At 72.3% G+C, this 14,968-nt stretch carries 12 protein-coding genes; 6 read left to right on the top strand and 6 right to left on the bottom strand.

Annotated features, from left to right (window positions below; genetic code table 11):
* From AB0O11_RS35465 to AB0O11_RS35455, 3 genes are all read right to left on the bottom strand, one after another.
* The coding region (locus AB0O11_RS35465; protein WP_363395430.1) for a chlorite dismutase family protein at positions 1-392 on the bottom strand (392 nt) is incomplete at its 3' end.
* Positions 389-1,843: a protoporphyrinogen oxidase gene (gene hemG, locus AB0O11_RS35460; protein WP_363395427.1), complete on the bottom strand. Its 1,455-nt coding sequence runs from the start codon at positions 1,841-1,843 to the stop codon at positions 389-391. The genes hemG and AB0O11_RS35465, both read right to left, overlap by 4 nt.
* A 34-nt stretch (positions 1,844-1,877) precedes the next feature.
* Positions 1,878-2,468 (bottom strand): Uma2 family endonuclease, encoded by a 591-nt coding sequence (locus AB0O11_RS35455; protein ID WP_363395424.1) that lies wholly within the window; start codon positions 2,466-2,468, stop codon positions 1,878-1,880.
* Between the two features lie 55 nt (positions 2,469-2,523).
* Here AB0O11_RS35455 and AB0O11_RS35450 point away from each other — a divergent pair, with 55 nt between their 5' ends.
* Positions 2,524-2,964 (top strand): DUF523 domain-containing protein, encoded by a 441-nt coding sequence (locus tag AB0O11_RS35450; RefSeq protein WP_224281628.1) that lies wholly within the window; start codon positions 2,524-2,526, stop codon positions 2,962-2,964.
* 35 nt (positions 2,965-2,999) lie between these two features.
* On the opposite strand, the gene hemE is transcribed toward AB0O11_RS35450, so the two are convergent.
* Complete coding sequence (gene hemE, locus AB0O11_RS35445) at positions 3,000-4,013, bottom strand: uroporphyrinogen decarboxylase (RefSeq protein ID WP_363395436.1); 1,014 nt, start codon at positions 4,011-4,013, stop codon at positions 3,000-3,002.
* 236 nt (positions 4,014-4,249) lie between these two features.
* Between hemE and AB0O11_RS35440 the strand changes: the two genes are divergently transcribed.
* The 5 genes from AB0O11_RS35440 (at position 4,250) to AB0O11_RS35420 (ending at position 11,004) form a co-directional block, all read left to right on the top strand.
* The gene (locus AB0O11_RS35440; RefSeq protein WP_363395421.1) at positions 4,250-4,912 is read left to right on the top strand and encodes a DUF3000 domain-containing protein; all 663 of its coding nucleotides are present in this window, start codon (positions 4,250-4,252) and stop codon (positions 4,910-4,912) included.
* Positions 4,913-5,232: 320 nt separating this feature from the next.
* Entirely contained in the window at positions 5,233-5,958 is a 726-nt protein-coding gene (locus AB0O11_RS35435) for a response regulator transcription factor (protein ID WP_363395418.1), read from the top strand.
* Positions 5,959-6,133: 175 nt separating this feature from the next.
* Positions 6,134-7,381, top strand: a complete 1,248-nt coding sequence (locus AB0O11_RS35430) for an HRDC domain-containing protein (RefSeq protein ID WP_363395415.1) — start codon at positions 6,134-6,136, stop codon at positions 7,379-7,381.
* Positions 7,382-7,609: 228 nt separating this feature from the next.
* Entirely contained in the window at positions 7,610-8,854 is a 1,245-nt protein-coding gene (locus AB0O11_RS35425; protein WP_363395412.1) for an acetyl-CoA C-acyltransferase, read from the top strand.
* A 2-nt stretch (positions 8,855-8,856) separates the two neighbouring features.
* Complete coding sequence (locus AB0O11_RS35420; RefSeq protein ID WP_363395409.1) at positions 8,857-11,004, top strand: 3-hydroxyacyl-CoA dehydrogenase NAD-binding domain-containing protein; 2,148 nt, start codon at positions 8,857-8,859, stop codon at positions 11,002-11,004.
* Positions 11,005-11,102: 98 nt separating this feature from the next.
* Here AB0O11_RS35420 and AB0O11_RS35415 read toward each other — a convergent pair whose 3' ends face one another.
* Both AB0O11_RS35415 and dxs read right to left on the bottom strand, forming a co-directional pair.
* A complete protein-coding gene (locus tag AB0O11_RS35415) occupies positions 11,103-12,662 on the bottom strand; it encodes a glycosyltransferase family 39 protein (protein ID WP_363395406.1) in 1,560 nt (519 codons plus the stop codon).
* Between the two features lie 172 nt (positions 12,663-12,834).
* A complete protein-coding gene (gene dxs / locus AB0O11_RS35410; RefSeq protein WP_363395403.1) occupies positions 12,835-14,739 on the bottom strand; it encodes a 1-deoxy-D-xylulose-5-phosphate synthase in 1,905 nt (634 codons plus the stop codon).
* Positions 14,740-14,968 lie beyond the last annotated feature (229 nt).

Raw genomic sequence — 14,968 nt, 5'->3', positions numbered from 1 at the left:
AGGAAGGCCGGGATGTGCGACTTGTTGAACTCGGCCGGGCGGTGCAGCGCCATGTTCGACCAGACCGGCTCCAGCAGCCGGCCGAGGCCGGTGCGACGGAAGCGGTTGTACGCCTCCTGGAGGTCGTCCGAGTCGGCGGCGTGCCACCAGACCAGGATGTCGGCGTCGGCGCGCAGACCGGAGACGTCGTACGTGCCGCGCACGGTCACGTCCTTGGCGGCCAGCTGGGCGAACAGCTCGTCCACCTCGGCCGCCAGGGCGGTGCGGTCCTCGGGCAGGGCGCCCTTGAGCTTGAACACCGACCACATCGTGTAGCGGATGACCTGGTTCAGGTCGCGCGCCTTCTTCTTCTCGGGCCGCTGCTCCGGCTCCCGCTCAACGCTCTCAGTCATGCGCCCATTGTCCTCTCCGTGGAACTTTCCCCCGTCGCCGGGGTCAACACTCTGTCGACGGCCGCCGCGGCGGCGGCCGCGGCGGCGGCCGCGGCGGCGGCCGCCGAACCGATGCACGCCGGAATGCCCACCCCGTCGTACGCGGCGCCGCACAGCGCCAGCCCGCCCACCCGCGCCGCCTCCGCCCGCACCCGGGCCACCCGGTCCAGGTGCCCCACCGGGTACTGCGGCAGACCGGCCGCGAAGCGGGACACGAAGGTGTCGTACGGCCGGGCGGTCAGCCCGATCGCCTCCTTGAGGTCCGCCAGCGACCGCGCCACCAGCTCCTCGTCCGCCAGCCCCAGCGCCTCCTCCTCGCGGTAGCGGCCCAGCGAGGTGCGCAGCAGGAACGCGTCCGGCGCGGAGCGCTCCAGCCAGCCCCACTTGTTGGAGGAGAAGGTCGAGGCCTTGATCCGCCGCCCGTCCACCGGTGGCACCAGGAAGCCGCTGCCGCTCGGCAGCCGGGCCAGGTCGGCGCGGCGGAAGGCCAGGGTCACCAGGGCCATGCCCGCGTACTCGACCGCGTCCAGCTCGGCGGCGGCCGCCGGGACGTCCTCGCGCAGCAGCCGGGCCGCGGCGGGGGCCGGGACGGCCAGCACCACGGCGTCCGCGTGCAGCACCCGGCCGCCGGTCACCACCCGCCAGCCGTCGGGGGTGCGGCGCAGCTCGTCCACCGGGGCGTCGGTGCGCAGGTCCACCCCCGCCTTGACGCAGGCCGCGGCGACCGCGCCGGGCAGGGTGCCGAGGCCGCCGCGCAGGCCCTGGAACACCGGGGTGTCGACGACCTTCGGCCGGGAGGCCAGCTCGTGCACGCCCTCGACCAGCGAGCCGCCGCCGCGCGCGATCGACAGCAGCTGCGGTACGGCGGCACGCAGCGAGATCTCGTCGGCGCGGCCGGCGTAGACGCCGCCGAGCAGCGGCTCGACCAGCCGGTCCACCACCTCCCGGCCCAGCCGGTCGGCGACGTAGCGGCCGATCGCGACGTCCTCGCCGACCTCGGTGGGCTGCTCGTGCCGGGCCCGCTCCAGCCCCTCCGCGGTCAGCACCCCGGAGGCGGCCAGCGCCTCCAGGTCGCCGGGGACGCCCATCACCTGCCCGCCGGGCAGCGGCCGCAGCGCGCCGCGGGTCCAGATCGCGGCCTTCGCGGTGGTCGGCGGCTCCAGCTCCTGCGCCAGGCCGACCGCCCGGGCCAGCTCCACCGCCTCCGGCCGCCGGGCCAGCACCGACTCGGCCCCGAGGTCCACCCGGACCCCGCCGACCTCTCCGCCCCACAGCTTCCCGCCGACCCGCCCGGACGCCTCCAGCACCGTCACCTGCGCCCGCGCCGGCCCCCCGGCCGCCCCACTCAGGAAAGCGGCCGCGGCCAGCCCCGCGATCCCACCACCGACGACGACGACCTGTGCATCCGACATGCTCCGCAGTCTCGCAGGTCTTTACGCCGGACCATCAATCCCCTGCACGCCTCCACTTGGGTACGAGTCCGCCGAGGTCGATGGCAACGGGAAACGGCACCGGCCGCTCCAGCTTGCCCCGGAAGATCCCGGCGGCCACGTACGCGGAGGTCGGGCCGTCCAATTCGTAGACGTGCACGACCGGCAGGCCGTCCTCCTCCTCGACGATCCAGTAGTGCGGGATGCCCGCCTCCGCGTACTTGCGAACCTTGACCGTGCGGTCGCGGTGCGCGGACTCCGGGGAGACGACCTCCGCGACGAGCACCACGTCAGCGGGGACGTACCAGGTGCGGTCCGGGTCGTACGCCGCTGTGGCCACCACCACGTCAGGCTCCGGCCGGTTGCGCGGGTCGAGCTTGATCGTCATCTCGCGCTCGGCGATCGTCCCGTCAGGAACCGACTCCTCCAGCGCGGCGGTCAGCCTCGACACGACCTGGCTGTGCCACGAACGCTGCGGGGACATCATGAAGACCAGCGCTCCATCGATCAGCTCGGTGTGCCGCGGCGCCTGCGGCAGGTGGTCGAGGTCGTCGGCAAACCAGCCCTCCTCCCTGGGCGCGTACATCCACTCCGGCAGCTCGCTCATGGCCCCAAGATAGCGAGTTCGGGGATGCGGCGGACCACCACTTAATCTGTGTGCTGTGGAACCGATCGTGGTGAGTGCGTGTCTGGCCGGGATTCCCTGTCGGTACGACGGGCGGGCGAAGACCTCCGACGACGCCGTGCGGCTGGTCGAGGAGGGGCGGGCCGTGGTGGTGTGCCCGGAGGGGGCGGGCGGGTTGCCGACGCCGCGGCCGCCGGCGGAGATCGTGGGCGGGGACGGCGCGGACGTGCTGGACGGGCGGGCCCGGGTGGTGGACGCGACCGGGGCGGACTGCACCGCGGAGTTCCTGGCCGGCGCCCGGGCGGCGCTCGCCGCCGCCGAGGAGGCGGGGGCGGGGCGGGCGGTGCTGATGGCACGCAGCCCGTCCTGCGGTTGCGGGCAGGTGTACGACGGGACGTTCACCGGGGAGCTGCGCCCCGGTGACGGGGTGACGGCGGCGCTGCTGCGCCGGGCCGGGATCGAGGTCACGGCCGGGTAGCGGGCCCCCGGAGCCGGAGGCCCGCCACCTGGGGGTCAGCGGGCGCTGGTCTCGTGGACGAAGGCGACGAGGCGGCTGAGCGCGTCCGGGTCCATGGACGGCAGCACGCCGTGGCCGAGGTTGAAGATGTGGCCGCTGGTGCCGAGTGCCTGGGCCGCGTGCAGCACCTCGCGGGCCTTGGTCTCCACGACCCTGGTGGGCGCGAACAGCACCGCCGGGTCGAGGTTGCCCTGCAGCCCCTTGCCCGGGCCGACCCGCTCGGCGGCGACGTTCAGCGGCACCCGCCAGTCGACCCCGACGATGTCCGCGCCTGCCTGGCCCATCAGGCCGAGCAGCTCGCCGGTGCCGACGCCGAAGTGGATCCGCGGCACGCCGTACCCGGCGACGGCGTCGAAGACCTTGGTGCTGGCCGGCATCACCGAGCGGCGGTAGTCGTCCGGCGCGAGCGCGCCGACCCAGGAGTCGAACAGCTGGACCGCCGAGGCGCCGGCCTCGATCTGCACCTTGAGGAAGGCCGAGGTGATGTCCGCGAGCCGGTCCACCAGGGCGGCCCACAGCTCGGGCTGCCCGTACATCATGGCCTTGGTGTTCTCGTGGTTCTTGGACGGCCCGCCCTCGACCAGGTAGCTGGCCAGCGTGTACGGCGCTCCGGCGAAGCCGATCAGCGGGGTCCCGCCGAGCTCGTCCACCAGCAGGCCGACGGCCTCGGTGATGTAGGGGACGTCGTCGGGCTCCAGCGGGCGCAGCCGCTTCAGGTCCTCGACGGTGCGGATCGGGTCGGCGATGACCGGGCCGATGCCGGCCTTGATGTCGACGTCGATGCCGACGGCCTTGAGCGGCACCACGATGTCGCTGAAGAAGATCGCCGCGTCCACCTTGTGCCGGCGCACCGGCTGGAGGGTGATCTCCTTGACCAGCTCGGGCCGCATGCAGGACTCCAGCATGGGGATGCCCTCGCGGACCTTGAGGTACTCGGGCAGCGAGCGGCCGGCCTGGCGCATGAACCACACCGGGGTGTGCGGCACGGGCTCGTGCCGGCAGGCCCGCAGGAACGCGGAGTCGTGCGCGGCGCCGCGGCGCCCGGGGGTGGTCGGGCCGTCGTGGGTGGCCGCCGTCGTGTCTGCCGTAGTCTCGCTCACGCGTCAAATCTTCGCACGCATGCCGGGCCCGGTTTCCCGGCCGGTCTCGTCGGTTCCTCCAAGATCTGTCCGGGTTTGCCGTTCCGGCACGCCGCAGGGAGAGAAGTTGCGGCGATAACCCCGCTCTTCGACCTAGTCTTCGGGGCATGGCAGCGGTCGGAGGGCACCCCGCGCAGGGTGGCGGAGCAGGTGGCGGAGCGGGTCGCGAGGGGGCACCGAGCGAGTTCCGGGCGGCCGTGGCGGCCCTGGACGGGGCCCGGCTGCGCCCCGAGGTGCAGCTCTCCCCCGCGCCGGCGCCGCGCCGGCTCGCCCCGTACTCGTTCGCGGTGACCGCCTCGGTCGAGGTGGACGGCGAGGAGCTGGCGGACGGCCGGCTGGTGCTGCTGTACGACCCGGCCGGGCAGGAGGCCTGGAACGGGGAGTTCCGGGTGGTCACGATGACCCGGGCCGAATTGGAGCCGGAGATGGCCGGCGACCCGATGCTCTCCGAGGTCGGCTGGGCCTGGCTGCTGGACGCCCTGCAGGCGCACGGCGCCGGGTACGCCGAGCCGTCCGGCACGGTGACCCTGGCCGCCTCCCAGTACTTCGGCGGCCTGGCGGACCGCCCGTCCTCGACCGAGATCGAGATCCGGGCCTCCTGGACCCCGGCCGACGGCCGCTTCGAGCGGCACCTGGCGGCCTGGGCGGACCTGCTGTGCATCAGCGCCGGCCTGCCGCCGGCCACCCCGGCCCCACAGGGTCCCGCCGAGGTTCCTTCACTCGGTGGAGTGGTTCCGATGCCGTCCCGGCGACGCCCCCGGTCGCACTGACGGGTGGCGTCGGGACCCGTCGGCACCCGGGGGCCGGACGCCACCCCCAGGGCTGACGGAGTGTGACTTCGAACTCGCTCTGTGTCAATTCGCCGGTCGATACCGACCGATCGGCGCCGAATCTGATCGATTTTGTGCGAATACCGGGCATGTCGCGTCAATCATTTGCGCGATTTGTCCGTATTGTTACTCACTAGATCGTGATCTTTCGCTAAAGCCGGGCACGGTTGCTGCCGAAGCAGACTGTGACCCTTTCCAAACGCGGAACACTCCGACCGCCCCCATCGGGGTTCCGTCCGCCACTCCCCGCAGGAGGCCTGGTGTCGGTCCTTCTTGAGCACCCCGCAAACGTGGTCGCCTACCGGCCGACCAAGCCCACCGCCATGGTGGTCATCGCCGATCCCCGTGTCCGAAACACCGTCACCCGCCATCTGTGGGCACTCGGCGTCCGGGACGTGATCGAGGTGTCGTCGATCGCCGAGGCCCGCCCCCGGGTCTCCACCCCACGTGACATCTGCGTCGCCGATGTGCACCTGCCGGACGGCTCCGGGCTGACCATCCTCGCCGAGACCCGCGCCGCGGGCTGGCCCAACGGTCTGGCCCTGTCCGCCGCCGACGACATCGGCGCGGTCCGCAGCGCGCTGGCCGGCGGCGTCAAGGGATACGTGGTGACCGGCACCCGGACGAACGTCGCGATGCCGGGCCGCCCGGGCCTGCCGCTCGGCGCCGCCGGGCTGGCCGGCCGGATGCGCCGCCCCGGGATGCCGGGCATGCCGGGCGCGGCCGGTGCTCCGGGCGCCCCCGGAGCGCCCGGAGCACCCGGTGCCCCGGGCGCGCAGCAGGCCGCCTACCGCGAGCTCTCCGGCCGCGAGGTCGAGGTGCTGCGACTGGTCGCCGAGGGACAGTCCAATAAGGCGATCGGCGTAGCGATGGGTCTGTCGGCGCTCACCGTCAAGAGCCACCTCGCGCGGATCGCCCGCAAGCTGGGCACCGGCGACCGCGCAGGGATGGTCGCGGTCGCGCTGCGCACCGGCATCATCCACTGAGCCAGGCATTCCGGACCGCTGCGGCGGCCGAGGAGGAACGTTTCCTCCTCGGCCGCCGCAGCGCTGTCCCAGGGGTCCGCGGTGCGCCCACCCCGCCCCGGAGACGGGCGGGCGATCAACAGTCTGACCAGTCCGACAACACTCCCGGTCGCGAGGACCGTCGTACTCTTGGGGAGTGACCGACGCCGTAGCAGCCATCCCAGAAGAAGCAGCCCCGGTCCCGCTCCTCGAACCGAGGGAGGGGATCCCGCCCGTGGTGGCGGACGACAGGGCGCTGGCCGCCACCGTCGCCGCCTTCGCCGCGGGCACCGGACCGGTGGCCGTCGACGCCGAACGGGCCTCCGGCTACCGCTACGGGCAGCGCGCGTACCTCATTCAGCTGCGTCGCGCGGGTTCCGGTTCCGCTCTGATCGACCCGATCGCCTGCCCGGACCTCAGTGCGCTCGGAAGGGCCGTCGAGGACGCCGAATGGGTGGTCCACGCGGCCTCCCAGGATCTGCCCTGTCTGTCCGAGGTCGGCATGAGACCCCGGCAGCTGTTCGACACGGAGCTGGCCGGGCGGATCGCCGGCTTCGCCCGGGTCGGCCTCGGGCCGATGACCGAGAACGTGCTCGGGTTGAGCCTGGCCAAGGAGCACTCCGCGGTCGACTGGTCCACCCGCCCGCTGCCCGAGCCGTGGCTGCGCTACGCCGCTCTGGACGTCGAGGTGCTGGTCGAGCTGCGCAACGCACTCGAACGGGAGCTGGACGCCCAGGGCAAGCTCGGCTGGGCGATGGAGGAGTTCGCCTCGATCGCCGCCGCGCCCCGCCCGGCCCCGCGCACCGACCCGTGGCGCCGCACCTCGCAGCTGCACAAGATCCGCCGCCGCCGTCAGCTGGCCGTGGTGCGCGAGCTCTGGCTGGCCCGCGACCGGATGGCCCAGGACCGCGACGTCTCCCCCGGGCGGGTGCTCTCGGACGCCGCGATCGTCAACGCCGCACTGGCCATGCCGCTGAACATCGCCTCCCTGCAGGCCGTCCAGGGCTTCGGCCCCCGGGTGCACCGCCGCCAGCTGGAACAGTGGCTGGCGGCCGTGCAGCGCGGCCGCGAGATCCCGGAGAACCTGCTGCCGCCGGCCACCGCGCCGCACGACGGACCGCCGCCGCCGCGGGCCTGGGCCGAGAAGGACCCGGTGGCCGCCGCCCGGCTCGCCGGTGCGCGCAGCGCGGTCAGCGAGCTGGCCGAGCGGTACCACCTGCCGGCCGAGAACCTGATCACGCCGGACCTGGTCCGGCGGGTCTCCTGGCAGCCGCCCGCCGACCCGGGCCCCGAGAGCGTGGCCGCCGCACTGCGCGGGCTCGGCGCCCGGCAGTGGCAGGTGAACCTGGTGGCGGCGGCGGTGGCCGCCGCGTTCGCCGCGGCCGCGGCCACGGCCACGGGCTGATCACGGCCGGCCGATCAGGCACCACGCGCAAGGGGATGTCATCCGTACGGGCGACATCCCCTTCGTCGTGCCCGGGAACGTGTCGGGGGACACATGGTCGGATCCCTCCGAGGGGCCTGGGCAGGTTGGTTACCGACGGGTAGCATGGCCGTGATGCGGCGCCGCTCGGGTCTTCGACGGCGGCAGCCTGCCCACCTCGAAATGTTGGTCCCTGGGAGGAGAGCCCCCGTGCCTCGTACCGCGAGGGACGTCGTCTTCGTTGATGGCGTCCGCACCCCGTTCGGCAAGGCCGGCCCGAAGGGCATCTACCACGAGACGCGCGCCGACGACCTGGTCGTCAAGTGCATCCGGGAGCTCGTGCGCCGTAACCCGAACCTGCCCGTCGAGCGCATCGACGAGGTCGCCATCGCGGCCACCACGCAGATCGGCGACCAGGGTCTGACCATCGGGCGCACCGCCGCCCTGCTGTCCGGCCTGCCGAAGTCCGTCCCCGGCTACGCGATCGACCGCATGTGCGCCGGCGCGCTGACCGCCGTGACCACCACCGCCGGCGGCATCGCCTTCGGCGCGTACGACGTGGTCGTGGCCGGCGGCGTCGAGCACATGGGCCGCCACCCGATGGGCGAGGGCGTCGACCCGAACCCGCGGTTCGTCTCCGAGAAGCTGGTCGACGAGTCCGCCCTGTTCATGGGCATGACCGCGGAGAACCTGCACGACCGCTTCCCGCACCTGACCAAGGAGCGCTGCGACGCCTACGCCGTGCGCTCCCAGGAGAAGGCCGCCAAGGCGTACGCCAACGGCGACATCCAGCCCGACCTGGTGCCGATCTCGATCCGCAACACCAACCCCGAGGTCGGCGAGACCGGCTGGGGCCTGGCCACCGTGGACGAGCCGCTGCGCCCGGGCACCACGATGGAGAGCCTGGCGGGCCTCAAGACCCCGTTCCGTCCGCACGGCAACATCACCGCGGGCAACTCGGCCGGTCTGAACGACGGTGCCACCGCCTCGCTGCTGGCCGCCGAGGACGTCGCCGAGGAGCTCGGCCTCCCGGTCAAGATGCGCCTGGTCTCGTACGCCTTCGCGGGCGTCGAGCCCGAGGTCATGGGCATCGGCCCGGTGCCGGCCACCGAGAAGGCGCTGGCCAAGGCCGGTCTGAGCATCGATGACATCCAGGCCTTCGAGATCAACGAGGCCTTCGCCGTCCAGGTGCTGTCCTTCCTGGACCACTACGGCATCGCGGACGACGACGAGCGGGTCAACCCGTACGGCGGTGCGATCGCCTTCGGCCACCCGCTGGCCTCCTCCGGCGTGCGCCTGATGAACCAGCTGGCGCGCCGCTTCGAGCAGCGCCCGGACGTCCGCTACGGCCTCACCACGATGTGCATCGGCTTCGGCATGGGCGGCACCATCATCTGGGAGAACCCGCACTGGAGCGGAGCGGAAGAGTCGTCTGAGTCCGAGGGCGGTAAGTGAGCATGAGCACCACGACTGAGCTGCTGACCCGCGGCGCCGAGCTCTTCCCCGGCGAGGTCGTCACGACCGCGCACGTCCGCCACCTCGACCTGCCGCTGCAGGCCGGCAAGCTGGCCCTGATCACCCTGGACAACGGCTTCGACCACACCAAGCCGACCACCTTCGGCCCGGGCTCACTGCTCAAGCTGAACGAGGCGCTGGACCAGGTCGAGGCCGAGGCCGCCGAGGGCACCATCGTCGGCGCCGCGATCACCGGCAAACCGTTCATCTTCGCGGTCGGCGCCGACCTCAAGGGCGTCGAGCTGCTCCAGGAGCGCGCGGACGCGCTGGCCATCGGCAAGGGCGGCCACGACGTCTTCAAGCGGATCGCCGCGCTGCCCGTCCCCACCTTCGCGTTCTACAACGGCGCGGCGATGGGCGGCGGCGTCGAGGTCGGCCTGCACTGCGACTACCGCACGGTGTCGGCGGGCGTCCCGGCCTTCTCGCTGCCCGAGGTCTTCCTCGGCCTCGTCCCCGGCTGGGGCGGCTGCACCATCCTGCCGAACCTGATCGGTGCCGGTAAGGCCGTCAAGGTCGTCATCGAGAACTCGATGAACCAGAACAAGCAGCTCAAGGGCAAGGACGTGTTCGAGCTGGGGATCGCCGACGCGATCTTCGAGCCGGCCGACTTCCTGGAGCAGTCGCTGCTGTGGGCCGCCAAGGTCCTCAAGGGCGACGTCGTCGTCGAGCGCGAGGCGATCGACCGCGGCAAGGCCTGGGACGACGCCGTCGCCTGGGGCCGCCTGGTCGCCGACGGCAAGGTGCACGGCGCCGCTCCGGCCGCCTACAAGGCGCTGGACATCATCGCCGCCGCCAAGGACTTCGACCTCGCGGACAAGGCCGGTCTGCAGGCCGGCTTCGACGCCGAGGACGCGGCCCTGGCCGACCTCATCATGAGCGGTGAGCTGCGCAGCGGCATCTACGCCTTCAACCTGGTGCAGCGCCGGGCCAAGCGCCCCGTCGGCGCGCCGGACAAGTCGCTGGCCCGCCCGGTCACCAAGGTCGGCGTCGTCGGCGCCGGTCTGATGGCCTCGCAGCTGGCGCTGCTGTTCGCCCGCCGTCTGGAGGTGCCGGTGGTCCTCACCGACATCGACCAGGAGCGCGTCGACAAGGGCGTCGGCTACGTCCACGCCGAGATCGACAAGCTGCTCGGCAAGGGCCGGATCGGCCAGGACAAGGCCAACCGCCTCAAGGGCCTGGTCTCCGGCTCGCTGGACAAGGCCGCCGCCTTCGGCGACGCGGACTTCGTCATCGAGGCCGTGTTCGAGGAGATGGGCGTCAAGCAGGCCGTCTTCGCGGACCTGGAGAACGTGGTCTCGCCGACCTGCGTGCTGGCGACCAACACCTCCTCGCTGTCGGTCACCGAGATGGCCTCGAAGCTGAAGCACCCCGAGCGGGTCGTCGGCTTCCACTTCTTCAACCCGGTCGCGATCCTGCCGCTGCTGGAGATCGTCCGCGGCGAGCAGACCGACGACGCCTCGCTGGCCACCGCCTTCGCCGTGTCGAAGAAGCTGAAGAAGACCTCGGTGCTGGTCAAGGACGCCCCGGCGTTCGTGGTGAACCGGATCCTGACCCGCTTCATGGGCGAGATCCAGGACATCATCGACGAGGGCACCCCGATCGCCGACGTCGAGAAGGCCGTCGAGCCGCTCGGCCTGCCGATGTCCCCGATCGTGCTGCTGGAGCTGGTCGGCCCGGCCATCGCCCTGCACGTCTCGGAGACCCTGCACGGCGCCTTCCCGGAGCGGTTCACCGTCTCCGAGAACCTCGCCAAGGTGGTCAAGGCCGGCAAGCGCGGCTTCTACACCTGGACGGACGGCCAGCAGGTCCTCGACCCCGAGGTGCTGGAGCTGCTGTCCTTCGGCGACTCGGTGCTCACCGGGGAGCAGGTCCGCGCCCGCGCCCTGGAGGCCGTGGCGCAGGAGATCGGCCTGATGCTGGAGGAGGGTGTCGTCGCCGAGGCGCAGGACATCGACCTCTGCATGATCACCGGTGCCGGCTGGCCCTTCCACCTGGGCGGGATCACCCCGTACCTGGACCGTGAGGGCGTCTCGGAGCGGGTGAACGGCAAGACCTTCCTCGCCCCCGGCGTGGCCTCGGTGCCCGCGTAAGGCAGAACCCGTACACGGAGGAGCCCCGGTGACCGGTCGGTCACCGGGGCTCCTCCGTGTGTACGGACGTCGTCACGCCTGCGTCGTGTACGGACGCCTCAGTGCTTGAGGCGGTAGACCACGGTGTCGGCGAAGACGCCGACCATCTCGTAGTGGGTGTCCAGCAGGTTCTCGATCCGGGGGACCATGACGGGCTGGTACGGGGCGATGCCGGAGTCGTCGACCACGACCTCGGGCAGGCCGTTGGCCAGCTCCTTGTCGAAGGTCTGCCAGGCGTTGGCGACGCTGAACTGCTCGCCGACGTTCTGGTTGCCGTCCTTGCCGCCGCTGTAGTTGGTGAGGAAGCCGGCGGTCAGGTAGCGGGTGGCGGGCTTGCGGTCGGCCAGCCAGTACAGCTCGGGGTGCATGCCCCAGACCAGCACGGTGTCCTTGGGGGTGGTCTGGGCGGCGACGGCGGTGGCGACCTCGGTGGTGCGGTTGAGCCGCTCCCCCGGCCAGGCCAGCGCCAGGCCCCAGAACACCGTGGCGGCGGCCGTGGTGTACACCAGGACGGGCTTCCAGCGGATCGCCGAGGTGGCGACCGCCCCGGTGCCCAGCAGCACCAGCGGCGGCATCAGCTGGAGGTAGTAGTGGCCGAAGAAGTGGAAGCCCACGCTGACCGCGACGACCGAGGAGAGCAGCCAGACCCACAGGTCGGTGGTCGAGCCGTGCTCCTCGCCGGCCACCGGCAGCGGGCGGTGGCGGTACTTGAGCCAGAGCCGGCGCCCGACCGGGAGCAGGAAGCCCAGGCCGGCCACGCCCAGGATGGCCGAGTTGCCGAGCGCCCGGCCGAGCATCTGGAGCCAGGCGCCGCCGAAGGAGGCGTAGTCGCCGCTGCCGGTGACCACCCAGAAGAGGAAGCCCTTGGGCTTGGTGAGGATCACCGCGACCAGCGCTATCGGCAGGATGAAGCCGAACCCGATCTTGAACAGCGCGGGCGGCCAGCGCACCCCGCGCCGGCGGGCGTCCTGGAACAGCATCCAGAGCACCGGCAGCAGCACCGCGCCGCCGGTCTGCTTGGTCAGTGAGCACAGGGCGACCGCGATGCCCGCGGCCAGCCAGCGGCGCCGTTCGGCGTACCGGAAGGCGGCCACCATGGCGGGCAGCATGAAGACCTCGAAGGTCGCCGCCTGGGTGTCCTCCGGGGAGAGCCCGATGGAGACCAGCAGGTAGAGCAGTCCGGCCCCGGCCCCGGCCCGGTTGCCCCAGCGGCCGCGGGCGATCGAGGCCAGCAGGATCGCCGTGACCAGGTGGGCCACCACCGCCAGGGTGCGCAGCGGCCAGAGCGAGGCGGAGCCGAAGACCGCGAAGCAGGCCTGGTAGAGCCAGGGCAGCAGCGGCGGCTTGCGGTCCACGACGGTGTCGTACAGCACCCCGCCGTCCGCCAGCATCCGGGCCTGGGTGGCCAGGAAGCCCTCGTCCGGGCTCCAGACGGGCCGGGCGAAGGAGGGGATGTGGGTGAGCAGCGCGACCAGCGCGAGCACCGGCACCAGCCTGGTCCAGTACCGCCCTCCTTGCCCGCCCTCGGGCAGGAGGGGCCCAGTTCGCACAACGGTGCGGACACGATCGGGCAGGCGCTCGGCCAGTCCGGTGAGGCGGAGGCGGGTGGGGGTCGGCACGGTGGACAACCTACCGGGCGGGATCGGCGCCGGTGGCGCCGGTCCCGCCTTTCAGTGCGATTGTCGGCTTGTTCCGTGACGAACTGTTACGAAGTTACGACGAACAGTCGTCTGCGGAGCAGGCGACCGGTCCGGCACGAGCAGGACGTCGGCCCTTCCTGAGGCCTTTCCGTCAGGCCTTGACCGGCGCCGTGTCCAGCTTGGCGACCAGCGCGGTCACCTTCCGGGCGATGTCCTGGGCGTTCAGGCCGATCTCGGCCAGGATCTCGGCCCGGCTGGCGTGGTCCAGGAACTCCTGCGGGATGCCGAAGTCGCGCACCGGCAGGTCCACGTCCGCGTCCCGCAGCGCCTGCGCCACGGCCGCGCCGACACCGCCCACCCGGCCGTTGTCCTCGATCGTGACGACCACCCGGTGCTCGGCGGCCAGGCCCGGCAGGGCCCGGTCCACCGGCTTGACCCAGCGCGGGTCCACCACGGTGGCGGTGATGCCCTGGGCGGCCAGCAGGTCGGCGACCTCCAGGCTGGTGGGGGCCATCGCGCCGACCGAGACGATCAGCACGTCGGCGCGGTGGGCGCCGGAGGGCTCCTCGGCGGCGCGCAGCACGTCCATGCCGCCGATCCGGCCGACCGCGGGGACGGCCGGGCCGACCGTGCCCTTGGAGTAGCGGACCACGGTCGGGGCGTCCTTGACCTCGACGGCCTCGCGCAGCTGGGCCCGGACCTGGTCGGCGTCGCGCGGGGCGGCGAGCCGAAGACCCGGGATGACCTGGAGGATCGACATGTCCCACATGCCGTTGTGCGAGGCGCCGTCCGTCCCGGTGACGCCGGCCCGGTCCAGGACGAAGGTGACGCCCAGCTTGTGCAGGGCGACGTCCATCAGGACCTGGTCGAAGGCCCGGTTCAGGAAGGTCGCGTAGACGGCGAACACCGGGTGCAGGCCGTTGGTGGCCAGACCGGCGGCGCTGGTGACGGCGTGCTGCTCGGCGATGCCGACGTCGAAGATGCGGTCCGGGAAGGCCTCGGCGAACGGGGCCAGGCCGACCGGGTGGAGCATGGCGGCGGTGATGCCGACGATGTCCTCGCGCTCGTGGCCGAGCGCGACCATCTCCTCGGCGAAGACCGAGGTCCAGTCCTTGCCCGCGCTCTTGATCGGCAGACCGGTCTCCGGGTGGATCACGCCGACCGCGTGGAAGCGGTCCTCGTCGTTGTTCTCGGCGGCGTGGTAGCCGCGGCCCTTCTCGGTGAGGCAGTGCACGATCACCGGGCCGCCGAAGCCGCGCGCCTTGGTCAGCGCGGACTCCAGGGCGGTCAGGTCGTGGCCGTCGATCGGGCCGATGTACTTGAGGCCGAGGTCCTCGAACATGCCCTGCGGGGCGATGAAATCCTTGAGGCCCTTCTTGGCGCCGTGCAGCGTCTCGAACAGCTGCTGGCCGACCACCGGGGTGCGCTGGAGCGCGTCCTTGCCCCAGGACAGGAAGCGCTCGTAGCCCTGGGTGGTGCGCAGGGTGGCAAGGTGGTTGGCCAGGCCGCCGATGGTCGGGGAGTACGAGCGCTCGTTGTCGTTGACGACGATGACGAGCGGGCGGTCCTTGGCGTCGGCAATGTTGTTGAGCGCCTCCCAGGCCATGCCGCCGGTGAGCGCGCCGTCGCCGATCACCGCGACGACCGGGTCGTTCTTGCCCAGCAGCTGGTTGGCCTTGGCCAGACCGTCGGCGTACGAGAGAACCGTGGAGGCGTGCGAGTTCTCGATCACGTCGTGCTCGGACTCGGCGCGGGACGGGTAGCCGGACAGGCCGCCCTTCATCCGCAGCCGGGAGAAGTCCTGGCGGCCGGTGAGCAGCTTGTGGACGTAGCTCTGGTGACCGGTGTCGAAGAGGATCCGGTCGCGCGGCGAGTCGAAGACCCGGTGCAGCGCGATGGTCAGCTCCACCACGCCGAGATTGGGGCCGAGGTGGCCGCCCGTCTTGGAGACCTCGGTCACCAGGAAGGTCCGGATCTCCTGGGCCAGTGCGGCCAGCTGTCCGGGCGTGAGCCGGTCGAGATCGCGCGGTCCCCGAATGCGGGTCAGCAGGGCCACCCGTTCCTCCTCGTTCAGTCTTCGCGGACCACGGACAGTCCGACGGGCGTCGCTGCCCGGCCCGGCGGCAGGCGACGGTCTCGGCCGGTGGCGACCGGTCGAGTCTAATGTCCGCCTGCCGGACACCGGGCGGCGCGCCCCGTGCCACTGTTCGCTCGCCGCCATTCCGGGAGGTCGGGCGGGGTAGGCGAGTCGCGCCGGGTTGACGCACGGGCGTTCGAGCATGCTT

The sequence above is a fragment of the Kitasatospora sp. NPDC093102 genome, assembly GCF_040683915.1.
Lineage (GTDB): Bacteria > Actinomycetota > Actinomycetes > Streptomycetales > Streptomycetaceae > Kitasatospora.
The sequence above is the reverse complement of the archived record's forward strand: the minus strand, read 5'-3'. Positions and strand labels throughout refer to the sequence as shown.

Bases quoted from the DNA above. Each gene is read 5' to 3' on its own strand.
- hemG (WP_363395427.1), bottom strand. From the start codon at position 1,843: ATGTCGGATGCACAGGTCGTCGTCGTCGGTGGTGGGATCGCGGGGCTG.
- AB0O11_RS35455 (WP_363395424.1), bottom strand. From the start codon at position 2,468: ATGAGCGAGCTGCCGGAGTGGATGTACGCGCCCAGGGAGGAGGGCTGG.
- AB0O11_RS35440 (WP_363395421.1), top strand. From the start codon at position 4,250: ATGGCAGCGGTCGGAGGGCACCCCGCGCAGGGTGGCGGAGCAGGTGGC.
- AB0O11_RS35420 (WP_363395409.1), top strand. From the start codon at position 8,857: ATGAGCACCACGACTGAGCTGCTGACCCGCGGCGCCGAGCTCTTCCCC.